Source organism: Pseudalkalibacillus sp. JSM 102089 (assembly GCF_041366475.1).
Classification (GTDB): Bacteria; Bacillota; Bacilli; order Bacillales; family Guptibacillaceae; genus Guptibacillus; species Guptibacillus hwajinpoensis_B.
Genome location: NZ_JBEWYW010000001.1, coordinates 146462 through 172124, shown reverse-complemented (window position 1 = coordinate 172124; position 25663 = coordinate 146462). Strand labels below are relative to the sequence as shown.

Genomic DNA, 25663 nt, shown 5'->3' with positions numbered 1-25663 from the left:
TTCATACTTTTATCCTATTCGTTTGATTTGCATTGTGACCAAAGTTGATCGTCTAATTTAGATCACCAAAGAAGGAGGGACTCCCACAATTCACTTTCCATTATTAGGGATTAAAACTAACCGATCTACCTAGAAAAACCGACTTTATCTGTAAGTGATAATAGTTCTCAAGTATCATTGACTATGATAATCATTCTCACTTATCATGAATAGTGCAAGATAATGAAAATCATTATCAATTAGTAAAGGAGTTCTCAACATGATGATTAAAGAATTCACTACAAATCAAACACTACTCGACCAACAAATGAAAAGAGAGTCCAATGCAAGATCTTATCCAAGAAGAATACCTATTGCAATCAATGAGGCAGAAGGGATTTTTGTTACTGACATGGAAGGAAAGCGATATTATGATTGCTTAGCTGGTGCTGGTACTTTAGCTCTTGGCCATAACCATCCCGTTACTATAGAAGCCATGCAGAAAGTCCTTCATGATAAAAGGCCTTTACATACGTTAGATATTACAACACCAATAAAAGAAGAGTTCGTGAATGAAATATTTTCAAATTTACCCGGAGATTTTGCAGAGCGGGCCAAAATACAATTTTGTGGACCAACAGGAGGCGACGCGATAGAAGCCGCCTTAAAATTAGTGAAAACTGCGACAGGAAGAAGTAGTATCCTTACGTTTCAAGGAGGATACCACGGTTCAACACATGGAACAATGGCGATTAGTGGTAATCTCGGTCCCAAAAAAAACGTCCAAGGTTTAATGCCAGATACTCATTTCATGCCATACCCGTATTCGTATCGTTGTCCATTTGGTATGAAGGAAAGCGAAGGACACAAAATTTCTAGTACTTATATTGAAAATCTATTAGATGATCCGGAGAGCGGCATTTTACCCCCGGCCGCTATGATTCTAGAAGTTGTTCAAGGCGAAGGTGGTTCCGTACCTGCACCTATCGAATGGCTACAGGAAATGAGAAGAATAACAAGCGAGCGAGGTATTCCCCTTATTATTGATGAAATCCAAACGGGAATAGGACGAACAGGAAAAATGTTCGCATTCGAACATGCAGGGATCATACCAGATGTCATTGTCCTTTCTAAAGCAATTGGCGGCAGTCTTCCACTTTCGGTTGTTATTTACGATCGTGAACTCGATAAGTGGGAGCCTGGTGCTCACATTGGTACATTCAGAGGAAATCAAATGGCAATGGCAGCCGGAACTGCCTTATTAAAATTTATTAAAGAACAGAGACTTGATGTTCATGCAGCAACGATGGGGGAAAAAATGCTTTCTGCCTTACAAAAGCTCCAGATGAATTTCCGAGAAATCGGAGACGTAAGGGGGAGAGGGCTAATGATCGGTGTTGAAATAGTTGATCCTACACAGCCCCAGTCTTCATCAGGAAGCTATCCTTCTCAACCTGCGTTAGCTAGCAGAATTCAGAGAGAATGCTTTGACAGAGGATTGATATTAGAAGTTGGAGGTCGTAACGGAAGTGTAGTAAGGTTCCTCCCGCCACTGATAATAACGAATGAACAAGTTTTAGAAGTACTCAGCATTTTTGAGGAAGCAGTTAACGCTGCTGTTAAAAGTTTATGATAAATGCAGTTGAAAAGAATCCTCCTGATATTTCAAAAGAGAAAATGTATGATTCCCTTTTTCTTCACAACAGTGAGAAAGGACAAGAAGCTTTCCGGGAACAAATGCACGAAATGACGAACATAATTTGCGAGACTTTTGGTAAAGAAAATGCTCCATTCACCGGAAAGGAGCCACAAACGATTGAAAAGGAAGTTGAAGAACTTTTCGATTTTCACAGCGCAAATCAGGATTTTACTGCATTACTAAACGAGCTTAAGGCTCCTCTATTCAAAAATAACCTGCAAATTTCTCATGAAAAAAGCCTGGCTCATTTGCAATGCCCACCGCTTATACCTGCCATAGCTGCTGAACTCGCAATAAGTGTGTTCAATCAATCACTTGATTCATGGGATCAAAGTCCTTCTGCTACGTACCTTGAAGAGGGAATGATTAAGTGGCTCGCAGGTCAATTCGGTTATTCATCAAATGCTGACGGCACATTTACAAGTGGAGGGACACAATCGAACTACACTGGTCTTCTTCTAGCTAGAGATGCATGTTGTTTAAGCTTATGGGGGCAAAATGTTCAGAAAGATGGATTACCAGAAGAGTTTCATAAATTAAGGATTCTTTGCTCAGAGGAGGCTCATTTTACTGTTCAGAAATCAGCTGTACAGCTTGGATTGGGAGGAAAAGCAGTAATAAAAGTTAAAACAGACAAACATCACAGAATGTCGGTATCGCATTTACAGGACCAATTAGCTGAATTAAAAGCTCAACACCTTGTTCCTTTTGCTCTAGTTGGGACTTGTGGCACCACTGATTTCGGAAGCATAGATCCGATAGATGAACTAGCCGCAATCGCTCATGAGGAAGATTTATGGTTCCATGTGGATGCAGCTTTTGGAGGTGCACTTATTCTTTCCGAATCTCATAAGTCAAAGTTAAAAGGGATTTGTTATGCCGATTCGCTCACAGTCGATTTTCATAAGCTTTTTTATCAGCCCATTTCATGTGGGGCTTTCCTAGTGAAGAACAAAGAATCGTTCCGATTTTTAAATCACCATGCTGATTATTTAAATCCACTCGAGGATGTAGAAGAGGGGATACCCAACCTGGTGAACAAATCGATTTTAACTTCTAGAAGACTTGACGCCTTTAAGCTCTTTCTTTCATTAAAAACAATAGGTACAAACCTGTTTGGAGAAATGATTGATCATACTTTTATCCTTGCTCAAGCAACTGCGGAATACCTTTCGAGTCAGGATGATATTAAAGTTGAAAACCTTTCTCCAGAACTCAACACTGTTATCTTTCGTTATGAACCTCAAGATTTCAGTACCGATCGATGCAAATTAAATCGAAAAATACAGCAAGAATTGTTGTATGAGGGCAGAGCGGCCATAGCCAAGACTTCTGTTAATGGCCAAACCTTCTTGAAGTTCACCATACTAAACCCTAGAACAAAAATGAAGCACATCCAAGAGATCGTGGATGACATTCGTACACTCGGAAGGAAATGGAGGGAACATACGTGATCAGTGCTAAAAAAGTCGCAGAACAGGCGACTATGCAAAGCTTTCTGAATTGTTATTTACGTGAAACAGGAAACTACTCAGAAATACAAAAACCTGAAGATTTATCTACAACCTTATCTCAGAAATTCATTTCCTGCCTACTAATAAATCAGGGAATAGAGATGATCATCCCCGTTTCTTATTGGTCCTTAACAGAGAGGCATATTTATCAGTTCCCATTATATTACCGGTCATTAAATGGTACTTTTCATACTCTTGACTATGTGACATTAACAACACTGATTGTAAAGGAACTACTAATTGACCAAAACCGAAAGGATGCAGAAGATGAATTGGTTCTGCGAGTGATGTTGAGTTGTCAAAGCATGACAACGTACATTGGAAAGCGATTCGAAGACAGAGGAAAATTAACCGATGAAGATTTTGATTACATTGAAGCAGAACAGTCTTTACTTTTTGGTCACTTAATGCATCCAACGCCGAAAAGCAAACAAGGGTTAACACAAGAGGAAGATGAATTGTTTTCTCCAGAACTAAAAGGTGAATTTCAGCTTCACTATTTTAGTGTTCACCCTTCGATTATCAATGAAGATTCCAGTTTGCATCTACAAGCAAGCGAGCTTATTAAAGAAGAGTTAATAGACTGTGCAGTAGATCAAGAGTGGATTCATCAATTTAAAGAGCGTGTTCTAATACCAGTGCACCCTCTTCAAGTAAACTCTCTTCTAAAAAAAGCAGAAGTGCTTAAACACATTCAAAAAGGAACGCTTGATTATCTAGGACCAGTTGGGCGCATGTATACAGCTACATCTTCTTTTAGAACTGTGTACAGCTCTTTAACTAGATTCATGTTTAAGTTTTCAGTTCCGGTAAAAATCACAAATTCACTACGACAAAATCAACAGAAAGAGCTAGATCGTGGCGTAGAGGTTTCTAGACTCTTACAAACACAATTAGGTGAAAAATTAGCAAATAATTATCCTGACTTTAAAATTATCCAGGATCCAGCTTATCTCAATATCAACATTCCTAATCTTGAATCTGAATTCGCCGTGATGATTAGAGAGAATCCTTTCTACGAAAAGAGCGAAAATACAAGCCTCGTAGCAGCACTATGTCAGGATCATCCTTATGGTGGCAAGTCACGTATTTATTCCATCATTACTGCTATTGCTAGAAGAGAGGGACGTGCCATAGAAGAAGTCAGTGTAGAATGGTTTGATCGTTATCTGGACATATCACTTGATCCGATGCTATGGCTTCATCAACATTATGGCATTGCACTTGAAGCACACCAGCAGAATGCTGTTGTTAAGCTTAAGGAAGGGTATCCATCTACATTCTATTATCGAGACAATCAAGGATATTATTTCAGTGAGTCCAAGTCTGAAGAACTAGCAATGCTCATGCCTAATTTGAATAAGAAGAGCGATACAATCTGTTCCGATGACGTAGCAAATGAACGTTTTCGCTATTATTTCTTTTTTAACAACTTATTCGGATTAATCAACGCATTTGGTGTAAACGGATTAATTGAAGAAAAACACCTTGTGACCATACTGAGAGAACGCCTCTCTCAGTATTTAGCCATTCAGCCATCACCTCTCATTAAAAGTTTACTTGAGGAGCCTGTTCTTCCTTGTAAAGCGAATCTCTTAACACGTTTCTATGATATGGATGAGCTTATTGGATCAATGGCTACACAATCAGTGTATACGATGGTCCGGAATCCGATCGCTCAGGAGGTTACAGTTAGGAATGGAAATTGATGTATTCGATCAAAAATTACAAAAAACGATCTCTTTTGCTAAGGTGAGCTACGAACGCGATGTCGAGATGATTCACACTTGGATGAACGAAGAGCATGTGCATCCATTCTGGCAATTAAATATACCGATTAACTCATTTCGAAATCATTTACAAAAGGCACTAAAAGATACACACCAGACGCTTTATCTAGGTTTTATCAATGAGGTGCCAATGAGCTACTGGGAAGCTTATTGGGTAAAGGAAGATATCATTGAAGGATCTTATGAGAACAAGCCATATGACCAAGGCATCCATCTCTTGATCGGTCATAAAGATTATTTAGGACGAGGATATTCCCTTCACCTTCTACGTGCAATGGTTTCTATGCAATTGAAAGAGAAGCGGACAGAGAGAATCATAGCAGAACCAGATATACGTAATAAAAAAATGATTCATATATTTGAGAAGTGTGGATTCACTCCACAAAAACCAATTGATCTACCGGATAAAACAGGCTTATTAATGATTTGTGAGCGGAAGCAGTTTGAAAGGAAGTGGGGAAATGCCTGAATACGTCTACGATGCAATTGGTATCGGTATTGGACCATTTAATTTAGGTTTAGCTGCTTTAACAGATGAAATAAACGATTTGGATATTCTTCTATTTGACCGTAAAGAAGAATTTGATTGGCATCCAGGTATGCTCATTGAAGGCTCCACCTTGCAGGTGCCATTTTTCGCGGATCTTGTAAGCATGGCTGACGTTAAAAACAAATATAGTTTTCTTAACTACCTGCAGGTTCACGGTCGTATGTATCACTTTTATTTTCTAGAAAAATTTCATATTCCGAGAAAGGAATACAATCACTACTGTAAATGGGTGAGTGATCAACTAAATTCATGCCGATTTGGATATGAAGTCACTGAAGTTTCATCATATGAAGCATCCGAGGGAGAATTCATTTATGCTGTTCACGTCCAGAATGTGAACACTCTAGAAACCTCGACGTTCTTTGCTAGGCATCTGGTCATGGGAATAGGCTCTGTACCTGCAGTACCAGAACATTTTAAACCTGCGCTTGGAGAAACCGTCTTTCATTCATCAGAATTCATGGAGAAGAAACTAACGGCTTTAGAAGGAAAATCCATTTCAGTTATTGGATCGGGCCAAAGTGCAGCTGAAATTTTTTTAGATTTGGCAAAAGAACAAAAGCAGCATGACTACCATCTTAGCTGGTATACAAGATCAAACGGTTTTTTCCCAATGGAATACTCCAAACTAGGACTTGAATATTTTTCACCGGATTACACTGAATTCTTTTACGATCTTCCGCAAGAAAAAAAAGACAAAGTGATTCAAAAGCAAGACTTACTTTACAAAGGGATTAGTGCAGAAACGATTTCAGAAATCTATGACGTATTATATGAACAATCTATTGGGAATCAACGCACCTCCTTACACTTACAGGCTATGAGTGAGGTAGATCAATTAGAGATGAAAGGGGAGGTGTGTTTTGGCAAGGGACACCACACGATTACAAATGAACCATTTGATTTCGAATCTGAAATCATTGTGCTTGGTACAGGATATAAACAGACCGTTCCAAGTTTCTTACCTGAATCTTTTTTACTTAGGGACGAGAATGGTCGCCCGACGATTACGAAAGATTACCGCTTAGTGACGAAAGATTCCAATCAAAACAATATATTCATTCAAAACGGAGAGCTACACACTCACGGAGTTGGTGCGCCCGACCTTGGTCTCGGAGCACACCGTAATGCTGTCATCATCAATCAAATCTCCAATAGAGAAGAATACCCAGTGCAGACACATAACGTCTTTCAATCTTTTGGAATCCCCAAACAACCTGCTTTTACAACAAACTAGAAGGAAAGTGGTGAACGTATGTATTCTCAAAACGAACTAGATACTGTTCTTACTAAACAAAACTGGAAACTTGTTAATATAAAACTCTTAGCAAAAATGATTTCAGAATTTATGTACGAAGATATGATCTCACCTCAACTCGTTCAAGAGAAAGATAGCTATACCATCTATGATCTTCGAGTTTCAGACAAGAAATTATACACGTTCCATGCGGTTTTACGTCAATTTGATAGCTACGATGTTGACTGGAAATCGATTCGCATTCTAGATAATGGGAAAGAGGTAGAAGGGAGTGCCGTTGGCTTCCTGCTTGATACCAAACCCTTAATAGGCATGTCATCGGAAACAACAGCGCATTTAATAAAGGAAATAAGCCAAACTCTCATTGCAGATGCTCATCTGTTAAATAAGCGAGTTTCATCAGATACATTGATCACTGAAGACTACGCTAATCTTGAAGGCTACATGACTGGACATCCCTGGATTACGTATAACAAAGGGAGAATAGGGTTCGGGTATGATGATTATCTAGCATATGCTCCTGAACACCAAAACGAAGTAACACTTTCCTGGATTGGCGTTAGTCGACAGATTAGCTCTTTTCAATCTATTGAGGAACTTACCTTCGAAAAACTAGTAAACTATGAATTAAATGAACAGGATCGTTCTAAATTCCAGAATATATTAGAAGAAAAGACTGATGATCCTAGTCAATACTTCATGATGCCTGTCCATGAGTGGCAGTGGAAAAACGTTTTGATTCAGAATTTTGCAGAGGAGATTGCTAATCAAACGATCATACCACTTGGTCAATCCAGTGACCGCTATCTCCCTCAACAATCCATTCGGACGTTTGTTAACAAATCCAATCCTAACAAACATCATGTTAAATTGCCGATGAGCATACTAAATACACTTGTATATAGAGGATTACCAGCAGAACGTACTCTTATCGCTCCGAAAATCACTGAATTCATTAAAGGCATCTATGAAAAAGACTCCTTTTTAAAAGATGAATGTAGAGTGATTTTACCAGGTGAAATTGCGAGTATTAATGTGAACCATTCCTATTATAATCAATTGGAGAATGCCCCATATCAATACAAAGAAATGCTCGGCGTTATTTTTAGAGAAAGTATCTATACTTATCTCGAGGACGGTGAACAGGCGATTACTTTAGCAGCACTTCTATACGAAGACCATGATGGGAAGCCCTATATAAAAAGCTTGATTGAGAAATCTGGAATGTCTACAGAAGAATGGATAACGCAATTTTTTGATGTCACTATGAAGCCATTGCTTCATTATTTGTACCAATATGGAACAGTTTTTTCTCCTCACGGCCAAAACACTATTCTCGTACTAAAAGATTCCAAACCATCACGCCTTGCAATTAAAGATTTCGTAGATGATGTCAATATTAGTGATCAACCATTCGAGGAACTTAATTATCTTACAGATGAGTTAAAAGATGTACTCCGGAGTGAACCACCTGAGGGACTGACCCAATTTATATTTACAGGCTTATTCATCTGTCACCTCCGTTATTTATCGAACATTTTAGCAAATGGTGAATTAATGAATGAACAGAATTTCTGGAAGAAACTAGCGGAATCAATTCTATCGTATCAAGCAAGGTTCCCACAACTAGAGAAGCGTTTTGAGCTATTTGATTTCTTTAAACCTACATTCACTAAGCTTTGCCTTAATCGAAATCGCATGGTTGATGAGGGCTATTCAGTAGGAGAAGATCGACCCCATGCATCTGAATTTGGGGAAGTTAGAAATGCACTATGTCACTATAAAAAAATCACAAAATAACAGAGAGACGGGGCCCGCCCCCGTCCTTTTTTTGGAAGTGAGAAGAGTGACATACGGATGGTGTGGAGATGATTTGAAAGGTTGAACAATTTCGTTCCAATCATTGAATGATCAAGCTATAGAGCAACTTCATCTAGAGAACGTTACATTCAAAAACAAATATGAAAGCGGTTTAAACAACGATAGAAAGGGAAATTACCATGTAATGTCAACTCGATTTAATGGAGGCGAAAGAATGAAATATCGACAGTTAGGTCAAACAGACTTGCAAGTAAGTGAAGTTAGCTTTGGAACGTGGGCAATTGGCGGAGCATGGGGGAAAACGAATGACAAAGAAGCGCTCGATTCTTTACAACATGCTATACATGCTGGCGTGAATTTCTTTGATACAGCGGATGTATATGGAGACGGACATAGTGAAGAACTTCTAGCGAAAGCAACTAAAGGGATGGAAGATAAAATTCACATCGCAACGAAATTCTGTCGTACAGGAGACATTTTTGATTCTGCCAACTATTCAGAAGAAACTGTTCGTGCTTATTGTGAAGCAAGCTTAAGCCGCTTAGAACGAGATCAAATTGATCTTTTTCAAATTCATTGTCCACCAATCGAGATCCTTAAGGATGGTCAGGTGTTTGAAGTATTGGACAAACTGAAAGATGAAGGTAAAATACGCTATTATGGTGTAAGTGTTGAAACAGTTGAGGAAGGACTATTATGTCTTAAGTATCCTGGTGTAAGTATCCTGCAGGTTATTTTTAATATATTTAGGCAAAAGCCGTTAGAGGAACTTTTCCCAAAAGCGTATGAACAAGGCGTTGGCATTCTTACGCGCGTGCCGCTGGCCAGTGGTTTATTAACTGGGAAATTCAAGAAAAACGCTTCCTTTGAAGATGACGATCACCGAAACTTTAATCGGAATGGAGAAGCCTTCAATGTAGGCGAAACGTTTGCGGGACTTGAATTTGAAAAAGGTGTAGAGCTAAGCGATGAAATCAATTGGATTGCTCGCGACCGAGAAAGCATGACGACAGCTGCATTGAAATGGATTCTTGAACATAAAGAAGTCTCTTGTGTTATCCCTGGTTTTAAAAACATCCAACAAGTAGAAGAAAACCTCAAAGCTACAGAGGTTCCTAACTTTTCTAGGGAAGAAATGGAGAAGCTCGCTAGCTTCTATCAACAAGAAGTGCATGAAATGATTAGAGAGGCTTATTAATAACCGAAAGGAGTTCAAACGATGGACAAACCAATCGAAATATCAAATATTCGTATTGAACAAGATAAAGATAAAAGCCGTCGCGCATATATTGCGGATTTCAAAGAACCGATTCACTACGGCGTGCATGGTGGGGTTAAGGATTTTTATCAAGCGTCACCTGAGGTGGAACAACCGTCAACCCTTGATCACATCGTTGCTGCTGCAGGCGGCTGACTAACAGGGACATTGTCCGGTGCGCTGGAGGCGCGCCAAATACCTAGTTTTCCAAACAAACTATCTGGTCAATTTGAAGGATTGATCGAAGCGCCTGAGGGTATTCTAAAAATAACTAAAATAAAATGTCATTATAAATTAATCATTCCAGAAGGGAAAAGAGAAGCTGCAGAAAGAGCACTCCATGTTTTTGAACGTGGGTGTCCTGTTGCACAAACGCTCAAAGGCTGTGTTGCTTTCGAGCATGATTGGGAGATTATAGAAGCATAAGAAAAGAGCTGATGAAGGACTCCTTTATCAGCTCTTTCAATTTGTAGAATCATAGAAGCATTTTTCTAAGTAATAATACCACCTGCTCTGAAGGATGCTACTCACTTCACTACAAAGGAGTCTGCGAGGTTAATAAACTCTTTAACCGCATAAGGCAAGTATTTATTCTTTTTCCAAATCAGCCCAAGTTCAAGGCAAAGATTTGAGTGACGAAGCCTAATTGAAGTAATAGAATCGTTTGGAATAGAAAGAGCGATTTTACTAGGTAGAAGGGCAAGGCCAAGCTTTGCTTCTACCATCTCGATCATAAAATCTTTCTGCGAACTGTGGCAAACGACATTCGGATGAAACCCCTGTTTTGAGCATTCTTCTACAATTCGATCATGTAGCGAAAAATCATCACGAAACAAAATAAATGGCTCTGATGCAAGATCCATTATATCGATTTCAGTAGATTCCGTTAAATGATGTTCATTGTGAACAACTACCATCAATGGATCAGAAATAACTTGAACCGTTTCCAAATAACTGTTTTTTAATGGGGTATTGCAAATTAGGCCAATATCGAGTGATCCATCCTCAATCCCTTGCTTTATCGATTTTGATCCCACTTCCGTTAATAGAATTTCAACAAAAGGATATTTCGCCTTAAACTGACTAATTAACTTTGAAAAAAACGCAGCCCCGATAATAGGAGGAATACCTATTTTAATTTCACCCTTTTTAAGCTCTGTGAGGTCAGTTAATTCTGTTGTTAGATTACGAAAAGCACTTAGTACGTGATGCGCATTAATAAGTACAGCGTGACCCGCATCGGTTAATTCCAATTGCTTTGATCGATAGAAGAGCGGCACTCCAAGTTCTGCTTCCATATTTTTAATGGCTTTACTAATAGAAGGTTGGGACACGTGAAGACTAGTAGCAGCTTTTGTGAAACTTAATTGTCTAGCGACTTCAGAAAAATATTCCAAATGACGGATTTCCATCAAAATACCTCCACACAGAGATTTTTTCAAAGGCTATGTTAGTAAACGCTGTTTTATTGGCTTATTTCTGATCTATGAAGACGATGCCATTTGAAAGAGTCAAGTAGAGAATCAAAAATATAGCCAATATAGATTTCGAAAATTTTGAATTATAACCTGAAAGCATACCTAATATGCGATATATGTATTATATAAATAGCTTACTTTATTATAAGATAAGATATAACGAATGAACAGCACCATATAAGGTTCTGTCAAGCTTATGAGGGGGACAGGTAATGGAAAATTATAAGTCAATTGGTACTTTGCATGTTGCAACGGAACTCTATGAATTTATTAATGAAGATGTTATTCCTGGAACTGGCACTTCTTCTAAACAGTTTTGGAGTGGTCTTGGTGACATGATCACTGAACTGTCACCTATCAATAAACAACTTCTACAAGCTCGAGAAGACCTACAACAAAAAATCAATGCTTATCACCTGAATAATCGAGCTGGTGACCTAGAAAGCTATAAAACGTTTCTTAAGGATATCGAATATCTTGAAGAAGAAATAAAGGATGTTAAAATTAGCACTCAATCGGTAGATGATGAAATTGCCATTCAAGCTGGTCCTCAGCTAGTTGTCCCGGTCAATAACGCTCGTTATGCGATTAATGCAGCGAATGCAAGGTGGGGAAGTCTTTATGATGCTTTGTATGGAACTGACGTTATTTCAGAAGATAACGAGGCATCAAAGAATACAGAATATAACCCAATCCGTGGCGAAAAAGTGATAACTTATGCAAAGCGTTTCCTAGATTCAGTCGTGCCACTAAAGGAAAGAAGTTACTCAGACATTAAACGATTTACTATACAGCAAGGGATGCTTAAGGTACACTTTACTGACAATAATGAAAGCGTTTTAATGAAAAGAGAGCAATTTGTAGGATATCTAGGCAGTGAAGAAAACCCTGAAGTCATTTTATTGAAAAACAATCAGATCCACCTTGAAATTCAAATTGATCGATCTCATCCAATCGGTAAAACAGATATAGCAGGAATTAAGGATGTGTTTGTTGAATCTGCTATTACAACGATAATGGACTTTGAAGACTCTGTTGCAGCTGTTGATGCAGAAGACAAAGTCCTCGTCTATCGGAATTTTCTTGGCTTAATGAAAGGTGATTTACAAACATCTTTTTCTAAAGGTTCTAAGAAAATTGTTCGATCGTTGAATCCTGATCGCGAGTATATATCACCTGATGGAGAGGTACTTTCCCTTCCTGGTCGCTCCTTGATGTTTGCTCGAAATGTAGGACATTTAATGACAACGGATGCGGTTCTTGATCAATCAGGAAATGAAGTACCTGAAGGAATTATCGATGCCGTGATTACTGGATTAATCGCAAAGCATGATCTGAATAGGAATGGTCGTTACCAAAACACTTCTGAAGGATCCATCTATATCGTAAAGCCTAAAATGCATGGATCAAAGGAAGTTGCATTTGCTAATGAACTATTCAATCGAACAGAAGATTTACTTGAATTAGAGCGTTATACAATCAAAATTGGCGTGATGGATGAAGAACGACGTACTACCCTTAACCTTAAAAACTGTATAAATGAAGTAAAAGAACGCGTTGTATTTATTAACACCGGCTTCCTTGATCGAACGGGTGATGAGATTCATACGTCGATGGAAGCTGGAGCTGTTATACCGAAAGGCCAAATGAAAAACGCGACCTGGCTTCAAAGTTATGAAAAAGCAAATGTGGCTCATGGTTTAAACACAGGTTTCAGAGGAGTCGCACAGATTGGAAAAGGCATGTGGGCTATGCCAGATCTTATGGGTGAAATGATTGCACAAAAAGGTGCACAGCTTCAAGCTGGTGCGAGTACAGCTTGGGTACCCTCTCCAACAGCTGCAACCCTTCACGCCTTACATTATCATCAAACAAATGTAAGGGAATTCCAATATGAACTGGAGAAAAGGACACCAAATTATTTAAATGATCTTTTAGAAATTCCAGTTAATACAGAGAAGAAGTGGAGCGACAAAGAAATTGAGAAAGAACTCGATAATAATGCTCAAGGTATCCTTGGATACGTTGTTCGATGGATCGAACATGGGGTAGGCTGTTCTAAAGTGCCAGATATTCATAATATTGAACTTATGGAAGACCGAGCGACGCTTCGAATTTCTAGTCAGCATATGGCTAACTGGCTTCATCACGGAATTTGTTCCAAAGAACAGGTTCTAGAAACAATGAAACGAATGGCAAAAGTAGTTGATAAGCAGAACGCAGGTGACCCGGCATATCATGCAATGGCTGATAACTTTGAAAAGTCGATTGCGTTTCAGGCTGCATGTGACCTTGTCTTTAAAGGCTTTAATCAACCATCTGGTTATACTGAACCAATACTTCATAGTCGACGAAAAGAAGCGAAAGCAAAAGTTTATTCAAATAAGTAATTTATGTTGCAAAAGTAGCCTACTGGCTGCTTTTGCTTTGACTTACATAATAAATATTAAAATACAGATATGCTTTCAACCCACCTCGTCAACTATGCTATTACGTATAGGGGGTTTACAATGAAACTTAGACGCATTTCTTCAGAAGAATTATCCCAAAAAGTTGAGAAACAACTATTAGGTTTATTGAAAGAAAGGAAATATAATAAAGGAGATAAAATCCCCTCCGTTTTAGAACTCTCGCAGTTTTTTGGTGTTTCACGGCCCACTATATTAGCTGCATTAAAAACGCTGAGTGGAAGAGGTGTTATTCATTTATTGGCAGAAGAAGGAGCTATTGTTACAGGCTATACACCCAAACGGTATTTCCAATATATGCCGATGCCTCAACATGAGAATTTGGAATCATTATTTCAAACACTTTTAATGTTAGAAACAACTTTGGCCAAACTGGCAGCGGTTAATCGAACAGAGCAAGACCTGCTAACTATGAGTCATACGCTCGAACTTTTTGAACGAAGTGAGCATTATAGGGATAAGAGCATTCAAGACTATCAATTCCACTTGGCCGTTGCAAAAGCTTCTGGCAACCCAATTTTATTAGAATTGTTCCAATCACTGTCTGCAAAGATAAACAAGTCAATGGATCATTACCATTGCTTAATCGCATCAGACCTGGAAAGCCTTCGAGACACATATCAACAGCATGAGTTAATTATGGAAATGATACTTTGTGAAGATCCAAGTGGGGCTTCAGAAGCAATGATGCTTCATTTAACTTATAGTAGAAAGCTAATGAGAAAAGGTTTCTCGACTCGTTCAGAGTTCATTGAAACTGACTGATGAACCCGTATATGAAAACAATTACTAAAGAGAGTAAAGTCGAAGCTCGACTTTACTCTCTTACTTGATTAATATGATAGAATAAAGAAAAATTCACTTTGAAACCACAATGAATATAAAGGTGCAAAATGAATGAGGTAGATACAACTATACACTAAAGAAATGAGAGATATTATGAAAAGAGAATTAGATCAGCATAGTGTTATTCCTCTGTATCATCAATTAAAGGAGATATTAAAGGAGAATATTGAACGAGGGGACTGGGCTCCTGGCGATAAAATTCCATCTGAAAATGAGTTGAGGGCGGACTATAATATAAGCCGTAACACAGCTAAAAAAGCGATTGAAGACCTCGTCCAAATTGGCGTCTTGAATCGAATTCAAGGGAAGGGGACTTTTGTTTCGCAACCGAAGCTCGAGCAACCGCTAATGGGCTTTTATAGCTTTAGTAAAGTGATGAAAGAAATGGGCATGGCACCAACAGATATTATTTTGCATATGAATGAAACGACTGCTTCACCACGAGTCGCAAGTAAGTTAATGGTTGATGAAGGAGATACTCTAATCGAATTAAAGAGGTTACGCTGCGCAAATGACGAGCCTGTTATTCTTGAAACATCTTATATACCTCAATACCTCATACCTGGTATTAAGCAGGAGCATGTGATGAATACCTCCTTATATGATGTAATGGAAAGTGATTTTGATATTATCGTTACAAAAGCAAAAGAGGTGTTTGAACCTGTCCTCATAAGAGATTATGAAAGTGAATATCTCCAAGTAAAAGAAGGTTACCCCGCCTTGTTGTTAGAAAGAACAGCCTATGATCGATCAGGAAAACCCGTGGAATTTTGTCATTCTATCGTAAGAGGAGATCGCTGTCGTTTCTACACGGAATTAATTTAATTAAAGAACAGGTTGACCCAACAACCTAATAACAGTACAATACCATTAAAGACCTGGTGACGTTATGTTGCCAAGGTACAGCTCAACTTGACCCAACAACCCGTTGACTGGTTGAATCACTTTAAGGAGATGATTGAATGCCATTAGTTTCTAGTAAGCCGTTACTCGATGATGCGTACAAAAATCATTATGCGATTGGGGCCTTTGCTGTTCATAATCTGGAAATTATGAAAGCGGTTATTTCAGGTGCTGAGAAGATCGATACACCGGTTATCTTTCAAACGACTCCAGGAACAATTAAATATGTAGGAATCGAAAACATTAAAAACATGGTGAATTCAGTAGCTGAGAAAACCTCGATTCCAATTGCATTGCATTTAGACCACGGTGATAGTTTCAAAACGGTTCTACAATGTTTGCGGGCAGGTTACACGTCAGTCATGATTGACGGATCAAAATTACAATATGAAGAGAACGTAGCACTCGTCCAAAAGGTTGTGGAAGCTGCTCATTATGTTAATGTCCCCGTAGAAGCTGAACTCGGAACCATTGGAGGGGTTGAAGACGATCTTAGTGTAGACGAACAGGACGCTCAATTGACAGATCCAGACCTCGCAAAAGATTTTGTCGCACGAACGGATATCGATTCGTTTGCCCCTGCTTTTGGAACAGCACATGGTTTATATAAAAAGGAACCAAGGCTTAATTTTGAGCTTGTACGAAAAATTTCAGAGTCGACAGGACGGCCAATTGTTATGCACGGCGCCTCTGGGGTACCAGAAGAAAAAGTTCGTGAATCACTTCAATATGGCGTAAGTAAAGTGAACTTCTCGACTGAATTAAAGGTTGAATTCGTGGCTAGATTACGAGATTACTTGAATGATCATCCACATACAGATGATCCGAGAAAGTATTTCGTCCCTGCTCGAGAAGCTGTTGAAGAAATTGTGAAGAAAAAAATCTTAATGCTGCAAAGTCAGCAAACTTACGCTTAAGTATATGATCACTACTGTTACGTTAAATGCAGCGATTGACCGTACGTACTATATGGATCGCTTTTCTATAAATAAAGTAAATCGGACGAAAAGAATCATAAGCGAACCCGGAGGTAAGGGTATTAATGTCTCGAAAATACTGAAAATTTTAAATATAAATACAGTATCGACAGGTTTTTTGGGGGGCTTAAATGGTCAACTCATTAAACGGTTAGCAGATGAAAAAGGAATTCATTCCGATTTTGCAATGATAGAAGGCGAATCACGTATTTGTCTTAATATCATTGATGAATACACAAACCAAACTGAAATTCTTGAGTTAGGTCCAACCATTTTAGAAAGAGAATGGATCGGATTTAAACGAAAATTATTGGAATTAGCCAATAAAAGCACTTATGTCATTCTATCTGGGAGCTTACCTAAGGGGCTTTTAACGACGGCTTATCAAGAGCTTATTGAACTTGTTCAGCAGAATGGTACAAGAGCAATTGTTGATACGAGTGGACAACCGCTTAAGGAAGCTCTGAAAGCCAAACCCTTTATGATAAAACCAAATATTGATGAGCTAAGTGAAATCACCAATCGTCCGTTGCAAACCGATGATGAAATCATGAATGCTTTAATAGAATTAAGCCATACAGGTGTCTCAGTTGTGGCAGTCTCTAGAGGAAGCGATGGAGCGATGGCTGCCTATGACAATTGCATTTATACAATTTCTATTCCTAAGTTATCTGTTGTCAATCCTGTAGGAAGTGGCGATGCCTTTGTTGCTGGATTAGTATCTGGATTTTATGATGGGGAGTCTTTTGAGAAATCATTAATAAGAGCCTCAGCTGCCGGTACAGCCAATGCATTGCAAGAAAAAGCAGGAGACCTTTCCTTAGAAGATCTAAAATCGCTAGAAAAACAAATGAGTGTAAATCAATTTTCATTTACTAAATAAGGAGTGGTGTAATTAGTGGATACGTATACGTTGAAGGAAATCATGTCTCAAGGAAACGCTTCAGAAAAAACCTATCAGATCGTCAGCAATATGAATATTCCTAATGAAAATGTCGAAGTCAATTATGTATTTACAGGGTGTGGCACATCCTACTACATTGCAATTTCAGCTGCTAGATACTTTCAAGAAATCACTGGAATTCAAGCCAACGCGGTACCGGCTTCAGAAATTTTTCTTCATGAAAAGCAGGTATTCACCCCTCTTAAACGATATAGAGTAGTAAGTATCTCTCGCTCCGGAACCACTTCAGAAATTATTACAGCTTTAAAAGCCATTAAGGATAGAGAGAACATATCCACTCTTGCCGTAACCTGCAACAGTGATGCTGAAATGGCACAACTAGCTGACGATCAAATTAGCCTTGATCATATAAGTGAAAAAAGCGTTGTCATGACTCAATCCTTCACTAACATGCTTTATGCAATTCAACTATATGCTGCAAGATTTGCAGAGAATTATGCGGCATTAAAAGAACTGAAACAGGTGCCTGAATTGTTAAATGAGAATGTGAGTCATGCACATGTTATGAAGGATATAGTTCAAGGTGCAAAAGCGGAGCGGTTTATCTTCTTAGGCGCAGGTATTTATAATGGATTAGCCAAAGAAGGTACCTTGAAACTCAAAGAAATGACGCAAACGGAATGCGAAAGTTATTCGAACCTTGAATTTCGTCATGGCCCGATTTCCATTGTGGATGAGGAAACCGTAGTGGTGCTGTTTTCTACAACAAAAATGAGCGAGATTGACCACACATTACTTCGTGATATTAAAAATAACGGTGGAAAAACGATTGTGATTGGAGATCTCGGGACAGATTTAACGGCTGATCATGTGATTAATATAGGAAGCCATTTATCAGATGAAGCGAGAGCGACACTCTATATTCCTTACTTTCAGCTTCTAGCTTATTATCAGTCAATCAAACTTGGCTTAAACCCAGATCAACCTCGTAATCTTAATCAAGTCGTGAAAATATCTCTGCCTTAATAACAGGAGGCCAACATGAATCTTTCACTCGGTATTGATGTAGGGGGAACCAAAATTGCAGCAGCGCTCATTACAAAAGATGGGCGCGTGCTATTTCGAAAAGAAGTCCCAAGTGTAACAACGGATAAAGACAAGATGTTTCAGCAATTAAAGAACTGTATTGATCAAGTATTAAAAGAGTCTCGTTACAAACCAGAAAACCTACTTGGTATCGGTATTGGTGTACCTGGAAAAGTCGATATTGAAAATGGAATAGCCATCTATCAAAACAATCTACCTTGGTCTCATTTTCCAATTGGTTCAAAATTGGAAGAACTTTATCCTACAAAGTCTGTCATCCTTGATAATGATGTTCATATGGCAGCATTTGCGGAATGGTATCAAAGAGGATGTAAAAAAAATGAAACGTTTGCTTATTTAACTATTAGTACAGGGATTTCATGTTGCATTCTTCATAATGGCTCCATTTTACGAGGTGCTGGTTTTGCAGGCGAAGTAGGCTTAATGTTGACAAGTGCTTCGAAAGAAAATTCAGTAGTTACTTTTGAAAATGTAGCATCCGGTCCTGCTATTCAATCAAAGGCAGCAACCAAAAGAGCAACACTTCAAATGAAAGAGACTGAACAAATCACAACAGCTACAGTCTTGAGAGATTACTTTCATGGGGAGAAATACGCCTGTCATGTCATGGCTGAAGTTTTAAATGATATTAGTAAAGGCATTCATGGCATGATTTGCATGCTCGACCCTCACCAAATTGTTCTTGGTGGCGGGGTCATTAATCATAACCCAGAGTTAATAGACCATATTAAAGCGACACTAAAACCTCTCCTGATTACTGAACAGAGCAGTGCCGTTCATCGAATATCTGTTAGTCAATTGAAAGGAGACTCAGGACTTGTTGGAGCCGGATTAAGACTTCACAACTCATCTGATGGAGGTGCAAATGAAGATTAAAACAAATACACAACGTGTACTAGATGAAGGCATTCGACTAAAAGATCGCTATCAAAAGCAGCCTACGATAAACCGCACGTACGTCGATCAAGCGATTCACCATGTTCTTCAGAAAATTGATCAAAATCTTGAAACTTTTACTAACTCTTTTCCTGATTCAAGTAGCCAAGATGGAGTGTACCCGTCCATTGAGAACAATGAATGGACAACGAGTTTCTGGACCGGAATGTTATGGCTCGCTTATGAAGTAACAGGAAAACAGAAATACCGCAGTGTAGCTGAAGGACACTTAACTAGTTTCAAACAGCGCTTAAAGAATCGAATTGCTGTAAATCACCATGATCTCGGATTTCTCTACACGCTTTCATGTGTTAGTGCTTATAAATTAACTGGCAATGAAGAAGCCAGAAATGTAGCTATTGAAGCAGCAGACTTGCTCATGACGCGCTTTCATGAAAAAGCAGGTATCATTCAAGCATGGGGCGACTTAACAGACCCGTCACAGCGGGGAAGGATGATTATTGACTGTAATATGAATCTCCCTTTACTCTATTGGGCGACAGAAGAAACTGGAGATCCGAAGTATAAGAGCGTAGCTGAAAGCCATATCCAACAGGCAGCACGATACCTTGTGAGAGAAGATGCGTCTACGCATCATACTTATTATATGGATCCAGAATCAGGAAAGCCACTGTATGGTGACACACATCAGGGATATGCAAATGATTCTTGTTGGGCTCGCGGGCAAGCATGGGGCATATACGGCTTCCCTCTAAGTTATGCTTATACGAAAGACTGGAATTTAATCACGTTAACTAAAAAACTTACAAATTACTATTTAAATCGTTTACCTAAAGACTATATTTGTTATTGGGATTTAATTTTCACAAATGGCAATGAAGAAAGAGATAGCTCATCAGCTGCTATCGCACTCTGTGGACTACTTGAATTAGTGAAACATTTACCACTTACAGATGAAGAGAGACCTTATTATGAGAACGCTATCAACAACACAACAGAATCACTAGTTGAACATTACACGACTGATATAAACTCAAATGAAAATGGATTGTTGCGCCATGCCGTTTACTATAAAGGTGGTAACCGCGGAGTAGATGAAAGTTGTATTTGGGGCGATTATTATTATTTCGAAGCGCTTGTTCGTCTCTCGAAAGACTGGAATTTATATTGGTAATCTGGAAAGGAGTTCGATTATGGGACAAATTGGTATATGGGAGTCAGTAGAAGACGGTGTTAAACGAAATATCTTAACAAGTGGTGAAGATCTAATGATTATGGAAGTTCGCTTCAAAAGTGGAGCGATCGGAAATAAGCATCAGCATCCTCATGAACAGATTTCCTATTGTCTTGATGGGCAATTCGAATTCACAATTGGCACCGCTCGTACGATCATTGAAAAAGGAGAGTCACTTTATATCCCACCAAATACACTTCATGGCGTTAAAGCACTTTCAGATGGTAGTCTTTTAGATTCCTTTAGTCCAGTAAGAGAGGACTTATTAGAAGGAAAGCATTCATGAGTTCCCGTTTGTCAGATACGATTTACTTTAACGCTCAACATGAAGAAACACTACATGCGAAAAAAAAGCTAATCGCCGAGGCTGATGAAGCGCTACAAATACCATTTAGACCATCAAAGACAGATATCGCAGACTGGGGGCACTATTTTCACTGCCCATATGATGGAACTGCACTCAATTTCAGCTGGACGAATAATAAGAAATTTGATTGTCCTTCATGCAGGAGAGTCTTTGAAGACTCTCCATTTCTAGGTGGCTGGATGGGAATTGCTCACGGAAAACTAGGAGAGGCAGTTAAACATCTTTCGTTTGCCTATGCGGCGACTAAAAGAGATGATTATTTATTGAAAGCAAACAAGATCCTTTTGGATTATGCAGAGTGCTACCCTCATTACCGAACACATGGAAAGATCCCTTATAATGGGCCAGGTAAACTTTTCGCTCAAACACTTGATGAAGCCAATTGGATGATGAATCTTTGTTATGCCTATCACATTGGTAAAGAACATTTTACCAAAGAAGAATTGGAACTTATAAATAATCAGTTATTTCTTGATGCGGCTACCTTTTTATCTACATGGAAAGAACAACAGATTCATAATCATGCCGTACATATAACTGTTGCCATTTGTATGATCGGTTCAATATTGGGTAATGATCACTTAATTGAACAAGGGTTTAATGGAGATTATGGATTAAGAAATCAGATTCGTAAGGGCGTACTTGAGGATGGTTTATGGTATGAAGGGTCCTTCTCCTACCATTTTTATACACTTGAATCGATCGTTCAATTAGCACATATCACAGATGATACTCGTCTTTGGTCATTCCCAGAAATTAAAAAGATGTTCGATACGCCCTTATTTTTTATTGATAATGAAGGGTTGCTCCCATCTTTGAATGACTCATCCTCATCTATTTCCTTATCCAAATATGCACATCTCTACGAGTTCGCTTTTTCTATTTATGGGGAAGAGCAGTATCAAATGATATTAAGAAGCTTATACGGCATGCAACCATCAAAGTTTAAACGCGTTCCGCGAGATTCGTATTCATTGTTCTTTGTTAACCAATTCGTTTTAAATAATAACAATTGTATAGTCCCATCTTGTAAGAACAATCAAAATAAGACATTAACTTCAAGTTCTAGCTTAACAAAAATTTCCTGTGAAAATGGCTGGCAGGTCTTTCAAAAGCATGCGCCATTTGGTGGTGAACACGATCATCTCGATCAACTAGGTTTATCGCTTAGCTTAAAAAACAAACCGTTTATACGAGATCCTGGCACAACACGCTATAGTGTTCCTGTACACTATGACTGGTTCAAGCATACGTATTCACATAACACCGTTAGTATAAATGGAAGTGATCAACCACCAGCAGATGGGAAGCGTATCAAAGCTGAACAATGCGAATGGGGTAGCTGGGTAGAAAGCGTCGTAGACTGGAAAAGTGATACCTATCTTTTTCAAAATTTAATTCAGTTACCTGAGTCAATGAGTTCCTGGGATGTTGAGAGTTACAAAGATTGTTCTATCCAACGTTTCAATGCCATTACCGATCGATTGTTTCTTGACATCGTTACGGTAAACGTACCTGAAAAAAGAGAAGTGGATCTCTTATATCACGTCGACGGCCAAATACTTCACACCCAAAACTGGGAAACATCTCAAGCAAAATTAAGCAAATTAAAGCAAGATTTATTCAACAATAAGAGAGAAATGATGACGAATGGTTCTACATTATTACAATGGAAAGCGAACGAAGAAACTGTAAATCAACATAGCTGGTGTTCATCAAAAACGATGCTCTATTTAGCAAGCACTCCGGATAACCCTCCCGTTGCTAATCGAGCCACTCTTATACAAAGAAGTGAGCCACATCAATCCATCACGTTTATTAACGTCTTTCAAATGGCTACGGATTTACCAAATAGAAATGTTGAAAATATAGAAGTAATACAAAGCGAATCCGAGATAAAAATATTTGTCTCGACTCATTCCTCTATATGTGGTGAATTCCGATTAACTAAGGGAAAAAGCCACCATTCATCGACCCTTGCCTATTATTCAAGCTAAATAAACGATAAAGGAGTGGTTAATCATTATTGAGACGAAATTAGTAAGCTCACTCACCAAAGTTTTTGCTGATGAAGATTTAGCTGAGCCATATGTTTCATTTGCATCTGCTTTATTAGGTGAAACATATTCCTTTCAAGTAGCGTATCGGTCAGATAAATTAGTAAAACAAATGAAGGTCGAAATTCACTCTCAGTTAAATGTAACAGCACGAGTAGTTGGACTGGTGCCTTCTGAGTACCCATGTCACTTTGATTACGATGATCATACCCTGCGTCATACACCAGGATTATACCCTGATCCCTTATTTCCAATTGTAGAAGAAGAAGGGCTTACAGCTTTTCCAAATCAGTGGCGATCGATTTGGATAACAGTGGACATAGAACAAGACGCTAGACCAGGCGACCACCAAATTGACATCACCCTCATTTGCACTAACGATGATCACGTTAAAGAAACTTTTCAATTGAACGTCATTGATGCAAATCTTCCAGAACAAGGAGTGATTCACACCGAGTGGCTACACACGGATTGTATCGCTTCAATTTATCAATTAGAGATTTTCAGTGAAAAATACTGGGACACGGTAGAGAAATATGTAAAGTCAGCTGCTGATCATCACATCAATATGATTTTAACTCCTTTATTCACCCCTCCGCTGGATACTGAAATTGGTGGAGAGAGACCCACCGTACAGCTTATTGATGTAACAAAAGAAGGAGAGAAATATACATTTCATTTCGAAAAGCTGCTCCGTTGGTTTAAAATGTGTCAAAATAACGGCATTCGATATTTTGAATTCTCTCATCTTTTTAGTCAGTGGGGTGCAAAGCATCCACCTAAAATTATAGGTAATGTAAATGGAAAAAAACAAAAACTATTTGGTTGGGAAACAGACGCTACAAGTCAAGACTACCGTTTATTTCTAGCACAATTCTTACCTGCGCTTATTCAATTACTTGAAGAATCCGATCTAACCGATTATTGTTATTTTCATATTTCTGATGAACCTCGAATGGAACATTTGGAGTCTTATACGAATGCAAGCCGTGTGATGAATGATTACCTTGGTGACCTACCAGTAATAGACGCACTTTCAGATTATGCATTTTACGAAAAAGGCCTTATTAAAAATCCAGTCTCAGCCAACGATCATATTTCTCCATTTCTTGAAAACAACGTTCCTGGTTTATGGACTTATTACTGTACTTCTCAATACAAAGAAGTTTCCAATCGTTTTTTTAACATGCCATCCTCTAGAAATAGAATACTAGGAATGCAATTATATAAGTTTAATCTACAGGGCTTCCTTCATTGGGGATTTAACTTCTGGTACTCTTCTTTTTCCAAAAAAATAATTGATCCGTTTCGGAACACAGATGCGAATTACTCTTTTCCATCAGGGGATGCTTTTCTAGTTTATCCCGGTGAGAACGGACCAATTGGGTCACTTCGTTTAGAAGTGTTAAGAGAAGCCTTTCAAGATCATTCTGCACTACAACTTCTTGAAAGCTACATTGGACGTGAACAAACACTAGATCTATTAGAGAACGATTTGAAAAAACCACTAACATTTAACCGTTATCCAAAAGAAGCTGCATGGCTTCTCGCTAAAAGAGACGAAATAAATGAACGAATTAAGCTTGAAACAAATGTTCATACCAACAAATAAACCGCCTGAAAGGCGGTTTATTTGTATTTACATTTGGTGAATTTTTTTAAATTCTGATGGGCTTTTTCCTTCTTTTGTTCGAAACGCACGACTAAAGTAATACCGATTTTCATAGCCTGAATGTCGTGCGATTTCATCCATCGTCCAATCCGTGTTGGCAAGTAATTTTTTCGCTTCTTCTACTCTTAAGGAAATTAAATATTCCTTTGGGGTCATACGAAAAGCTGCTTTAAACCTTCTAGTAAGTTGAACAGGACTAAGTCCTAATTGGACGGAAAGGTCATTCATACTAAATAAAGACATTAAGCCTTTCTCTTGAATAGCATTTTTCGCGTCAATCATCAGCTTATCTTTTTGGCCGATTTGTTTCACATGCTTTTCTTCAAGCTCCCAACAAAACACATTCCACATATCTCTCAGTATGTAATTAATACGGGACATATTCTGAGAATGAGTATGGTTCGAATATAAAGCTAAATATTCGAAATTAGAAGAAAGTCTTTTGAAATCTCTTAGCGTCCATTTGCCACTAATAATTGATTCATCTTCTTCCAATGGCTTTAGTAATGATGGATCTGATAAATACTCTTTTTTTAATTCCCATTCGAAAATAAATGCAAAAAATGACAAAGGCTCAATTAACTTCCTCTTAAAAGGTGTGTTAGGTGGACAAAACACGAGATCACCGACCTGTGCTACACCGTTCTTATCACCAATTGAAAATTCGAATTCACCTTTTTCGACCGCAAATAAGACCCACTTAGGGTGGACATCTTCTTCAAATACAAATCGATGTTTTTCTTTCCAATGAGCTAAATAAATGACCGACGGTACATAGTTTTGTAACGTACGAGCGTCCAGGATTAATTGCACCTCCTTATGAAATAAAGTATAAACAAATGACTCTATATTACATTTTAATAGAAGTTGGCAAGCGATACAAT

The 25663-nt window shown here is 38.4% G+C and carries 22 protein-coding genes; 20 read left to right on the top strand and 2 right to left on the bottom strand.

Annotation, left to right across the window (positions count from 1 at the left end; all coding sequences use genetic code 11):
* Positions 1–259 precede the first annotated feature (259 nt).
* The 9 genes from ABVF21_RS00785 (at position 260) to ABVF21_RS00745 (ending at position 10295) form a co-directional block, all read left to right on the top strand.
* On the top strand, positions 260–1612 hold the full coding sequence (locus tag ABVF21_RS00785; protein WP_371017268.1) for an aspartate aminotransferase family protein: 1353 nt from the start codon (positions 260–262) through the stop codon (positions 1610–1612).
* Positions 1609–3132: a pyridoxal phosphate-dependent decarboxylase family protein gene (locus ABVF21_RS00780; RefSeq protein WP_371017267.1), complete on the top strand. Its 1524-nt coding sequence runs from the start codon at positions 1609–1611 to the stop codon at positions 3130–3132. The genes ABVF21_RS00785 and ABVF21_RS00780 overlap by 4 nt, the downstream gene beginning before the upstream one ends.
* Complete coding sequence (locus tag ABVF21_RS00775) at positions 3129–4901, top strand: IucA/IucC family protein (protein WP_371017266.1); 1773 nt, start codon at positions 3129–3131, stop codon at positions 4899–4901. The genes ABVF21_RS00780 and ABVF21_RS00775 overlap by 4 nt, the downstream gene beginning before the upstream one ends.
* On the top strand, positions 4891–5451 hold the full coding sequence (locus ABVF21_RS00770) for a GNAT family N-acetyltransferase (protein ID WP_371017265.1): 561 nt from the start codon (positions 4891–4893) through the stop codon (positions 5449–5451). Before ABVF21_RS00775 ends, ABVF21_RS00770 begins: the two co-directional genes overlap by 11 nt.
* The gene (locus ABVF21_RS00765) at positions 5444–6769 is read left to right on the top strand and encodes a lysine N(6)-hydroxylase/L-ornithine N(5)-oxygenase family protein (protein ID WP_371017264.1); all 1326 of its coding nucleotides are present in this window, start codon (positions 5444–5446) and stop codon (positions 6767–6769) included. The genes ABVF21_RS00770 and ABVF21_RS00765 overlap by 8 nt, the downstream gene beginning before the upstream one ends.
* Before the next feature lie 18 nt (positions 6770–6787).
* Positions 6788–8590: an IucA/IucC family protein gene (locus tag ABVF21_RS00760; protein ID WP_371017263.1), complete on the top strand. Its 1803-nt coding sequence runs from the start codon at positions 6788–6790 to the stop codon at positions 8588–8590.
* Between the two features lie 235 nt (positions 8591–8825).
* Positions 8826–9809 (top strand): aldo/keto reductase, encoded by a 984-nt coding sequence (locus ABVF21_RS00755; protein ID WP_371017262.1) that lies wholly within the window; start codon positions 8826–8828, stop codon positions 9807–9809.
* Between the two features lie 21 nt (positions 9810–9830).
* Positions 9831–10025, top strand: coding sequence for a hypothetical protein (locus ABVF21_RS00750; RefSeq protein ID WP_303533281.1), 195 nt, complete (start codon positions 9831–9833; stop codon positions 10023–10025).
* Between the two features lie 12 nt (positions 10026–10037).
* Entirely contained in the window at positions 10038–10295 is a 258-nt protein-coding gene (locus tag ABVF21_RS00745) for an OsmC family protein (RefSeq protein ID WP_303533282.1), read from the top strand.
* Positions 10296–10396: 101 nt separating this feature from the next.
* Here ABVF21_RS00745 and ABVF21_RS00740 read toward each other — a convergent pair whose 3' ends face one another.
* Entirely contained in the window at positions 10397–11281 is an 885-nt protein-coding gene (locus tag ABVF21_RS00740; RefSeq protein ID WP_303533283.1) for a LysR family transcriptional regulator, read from the bottom strand.
* Positions 11282–11559: 278 nt separating this feature from the next.
* On the opposite strand from ABVF21_RS00740, the gene ABVF21_RS00735 reads away from it, so the two are divergent.
* From ABVF21_RS00735 to ABVF21_RS00685, 11 genes are all read left to right on the top strand, one after another.
* Positions 11560–13737 (top strand): malate synthase G, encoded by a 2178-nt coding sequence (locus tag ABVF21_RS00735; protein ID WP_303533284.1) that lies wholly within the window; start codon positions 11560–11562, stop codon positions 13735–13737.
* Between the two features lie 120 nt (positions 13738–13857).
* The gene (locus ABVF21_RS00730) at positions 13858–14580 is read left to right on the top strand and encodes a FadR/GntR family transcriptional regulator (RefSeq protein ID WP_371017261.1); all 723 of its coding nucleotides are present in this window, start codon (positions 13858–13860) and stop codon (positions 14578–14580) included.
* Positions 14581–14754: 174 nt separating this feature from the next.
* Complete coding sequence (locus tag ABVF21_RS00725; protein ID WP_371017260.1) at positions 14755–15486, top strand: GntR family transcriptional regulator; 732 nt, start codon at positions 14755–14757, stop codon at positions 15484–15486.
* A gap of 137 nt (positions 15487–15623) precedes the next feature.
* Positions 15624–16481, top strand: coding sequence for a class II fructose-bisphosphate aldolase (locus ABVF21_RS00720; RefSeq protein WP_048309434.1), 858 nt, complete (start codon positions 15624–15626; stop codon positions 16479–16481).
* 4 nt (positions 16482–16485) lie between these two features.
* Complete coding sequence (gene pfkB / locus ABVF21_RS00715) at positions 16486–17424, top strand: 1-phosphofructokinase (protein WP_303533291.1); 939 nt, start codon at positions 16486–16488, stop codon at positions 17422–17424.
* Positions 17425–17439: 15 nt separating this feature from the next.
* Positions 17440–18471 (top strand): SIS domain-containing protein, encoded by a 1032-nt coding sequence (locus ABVF21_RS00710; protein ID WP_303533293.1) that lies wholly within the window; start codon positions 17440–17442, stop codon positions 18469–18471.
* Between the two features lie 15 nt (positions 18472–18486).
* Entirely contained in the window at positions 18487–19428 is a 942-nt protein-coding gene (locus ABVF21_RS00705) for an ROK family protein (RefSeq protein ID WP_303533295.1), read from the top strand.
* The gene (locus ABVF21_RS00700) at positions 19418–20623 is read left to right on the top strand and encodes a glycoside hydrolase family 88 protein (protein WP_371017259.1); all 1206 of its coding nucleotides are present in this window, start codon (positions 19418–19420) and stop codon (positions 20621–20623) included. Before ABVF21_RS00705 ends, ABVF21_RS00700 begins: the two co-directional genes overlap by 11 nt.
* A gap of 19 nt (positions 20624–20642) precedes the next feature.
* On the top strand, positions 20643–20969 hold the full coding sequence (locus ABVF21_RS00695; RefSeq protein ID WP_303533297.1) for a cupin domain-containing protein: 327 nt from the start codon (positions 20643–20645) through the stop codon (positions 20967–20969).
* Complete coding sequence (locus ABVF21_RS00690) at positions 20966–23047, top strand: heparinase II/III domain-containing protein (protein WP_303533298.1); 2082 nt, start codon at positions 20966–20968, stop codon at positions 23045–23047. The genes ABVF21_RS00695 and ABVF21_RS00690 overlap by 4 nt, the downstream gene beginning before the upstream one ends.
* 172 nt (positions 23048–23219) lie before the next feature.
* Positions 23220–24719, top strand: a complete 1500-nt coding sequence (locus ABVF21_RS00685; protein WP_371017258.1) for a DUF4091 domain-containing protein — start codon at positions 23220–23222, stop codon at positions 24717–24719.
* Positions 24720–24746: 27 nt separating this feature from the next.
* On the opposite strand, the gene ABVF21_RS00680 is transcribed toward ABVF21_RS00685, so the two are convergent.
* On the bottom strand, positions 24747–25592 hold the full coding sequence (locus tag ABVF21_RS00680; RefSeq protein WP_303533303.1) for a helix-turn-helix domain-containing protein: 846 nt from the start codon (positions 25590–25592) through the stop codon (positions 24747–24749).
* Between the last annotated feature and the right edge of the window lie 71 nt (positions 25593–25663).

Coding starts and splice junctions, on each gene's coding strand:
- ABVF21_RS00785 (WP_371017268.1), top strand. CDS start 260: ATGATGATTAAAGAATTCACTACAAATCAAACACTACTCGACCAACAA.
- ABVF21_RS00780 (WP_371017267.1), top strand. CDS start 1,609: ATGATAAATGCAGTTGAAAAGAATCCTCCTGATATTTCAAAAGAGAAA.
- ABVF21_RS00770 (WP_371017265.1), top strand. CDS start 4,891: ATGGAAATTGATGTATTCGATCAAAAATTACAAAAAACGATCTCTTTT.
- ABVF21_RS00765 (WP_371017264.1), top strand. CDS start 5,444: ATGCCTGAATACGTCTACGATGCAATTGGTATCGGTATTGGACCATTT.
- ABVF21_RS00760 (WP_371017263.1), top strand. CDS start 6,788: ATGTATTCTCAAAACGAACTAGATACTGTTCTTACTAAACAAAACTGG.
- ABVF21_RS00755 (WP_371017262.1), top strand. CDS start 8,826: ATGAAATATCGACAGTTAGGTCAAACAGACTTGCAAGTAAGTGAAGTT.
- ABVF21_RS00750 (WP_303533281.1), top strand. CDS start 9,831: ATGGACAAACCAATCGAAATATCAAATATTCGTATTGAACAAGATAAA.
- ABVF21_RS00740 (WP_303533283.1), bottom strand. CDS start 11,281: ATGGAAATCCGTCATTTGGAATATTTTTCTGAAGTCGCTAGACAATTA.
- ABVF21_RS00735 (WP_303533284.1), top strand. CDS start 11,560: ATGGAAAATTATAAGTCAATTGGTACTTTGCATGTTGCAACGGAACTC.
- ABVF21_RS00730 (WP_371017261.1), top strand. CDS start 13,858: ATGAAACTTAGACGCATTTCTTCAGAAGAATTATCCCAAAAAGTTGAG.
- ABVF21_RS00725 (WP_371017260.1), top strand. CDS start 14,755: ATGAAAAGAGAATTAGATCAGCATAGTGTTATTCCTCTGTATCATCAA.
- ABVF21_RS00720 (WP_048309434.1), top strand. CDS start 15,624: ATGCCATTAGTTTCTAGTAAGCCGTTACTCGATGATGCGTACAAAAAT.
- pfkB (WP_303533291.1), top strand. CDS start 16,486: ATGATCACTACTGTTACGTTAAATGCAGCGATTGACCGTACGTACTAT.
- ABVF21_RS00705 (WP_303533295.1), top strand. CDS start 18,487: ATGAATCTTTCACTCGGTATTGATGTAGGGGGAACCAAAATTGCAGCA.
- ABVF21_RS00700 (WP_371017259.1), top strand. CDS start 19,418: ATGAAGATTAAAACAAATACACAACGTGTACTAGATGAAGGCATTCGA.
- ABVF21_RS00695 (WP_303533297.1), top strand. CDS start 20,643: ATGGGACAAATTGGTATATGGGAGTCAGTAGAAGACGGTGTTAAACGA.
- ABVF21_RS00690 (WP_303533298.1), top strand. CDS start 20,966: ATGAGTTCCCGTTTGTCAGATACGATTTACTTTAACGCTCAACATGAA.
- ABVF21_RS00685 (WP_371017258.1), top strand. CDS start 23,220: ATGAAGGTCGAAATTCACTCTCAGTTAAATGTAACAGCACGAGTAGTT.